The sequence below is a fragment of the Zooshikella harenae genome (assembly GCF_018837975.1).
Classification (GTDB): Bacteria; Pseudomonadota; Gammaproteobacteria; order Pseudomonadales; family Zooshikellaceae; genus Zooshikella; species Zooshikella harenae.
In genome coordinates, this window is sequence record NZ_JAGSOY010000311.1 from 1 (window position 1) to 769 (window position 769).

Genomic DNA, 769 nt, shown 5'->3' on the forward strand with positions numbered 1-769 from the left:
AGTATATGATGCTTCAACTTCAAATACTTTTCTATTGTCAGTTTTAGACGTTCTGTTAACTGAATCCGAGTCAAGATTATGGTTTAACTCGTCAGGTGCTTGAGATCCTGTTAACTCGATCCCCACAGTATCACTATATACGCTAACGCCTTCACCAAGCTTTGTTTTACTTGGCTTAGCATCAGGCACTACACAGATAACCTTTGGCTTCTTATTTTTTAAGTTTCTTTCTTTGTGTGCACAAGCAATTTTTACATTACACTTAGTATCACACTCCTCACAAGGCTTATCTTTGTCCTCAGGGAGTTTTTCTTCGGCCTTAGGCTCTTCCGTTTTTTTCTTATCTTTTGGTTCTTCTATTTTTTCAGGTTTTTGTTTCTCTGGTCCTTTTTCTTCCGGACCTTTCTTTTCCGGACCTTTTGTTCCGGGTCCTTCTGTTCCGGGCCCACCTGTTCCTGGTCCACCTGTTCCTGGACCTTCTGTTCCTGGACCTCCTGTTCCGGGTCCGCCTGTTCCGGGTCCGCCTGTTCCGGGTCCACCTTTTGGTGGTATAGGACACTCACCTTCTGGTTTACGACCAGGTATTTTTAATTCATAACCCGCATAAATTTTATCGGGGTCTTTGATATCTTTATTTTCTTTTAAAATTTCGTCTACAGTCGTGTCGTGTTTTTTAGCCAAATCGCCTAAGGTATCACCACGTTGAATAACATAGGGATCATCGCAGGAAGGTTCAGGTATACGAATATTGGTATTCGCGTAGATAAGA

Annotated in this window: 1 protein-coding gene; it reads right to left on the reverse strand. The window is 42.1% G+C overall.

The genetic code is table 11. The features are described from left to right. Window positions 1-769 (reverse strand): LysM peptidoglycan-binding domain-containing protein (locus KCG35_RS25845; protein ID WP_215822770.1); only part of this gene is annotated, 769 nt, incomplete at both ends.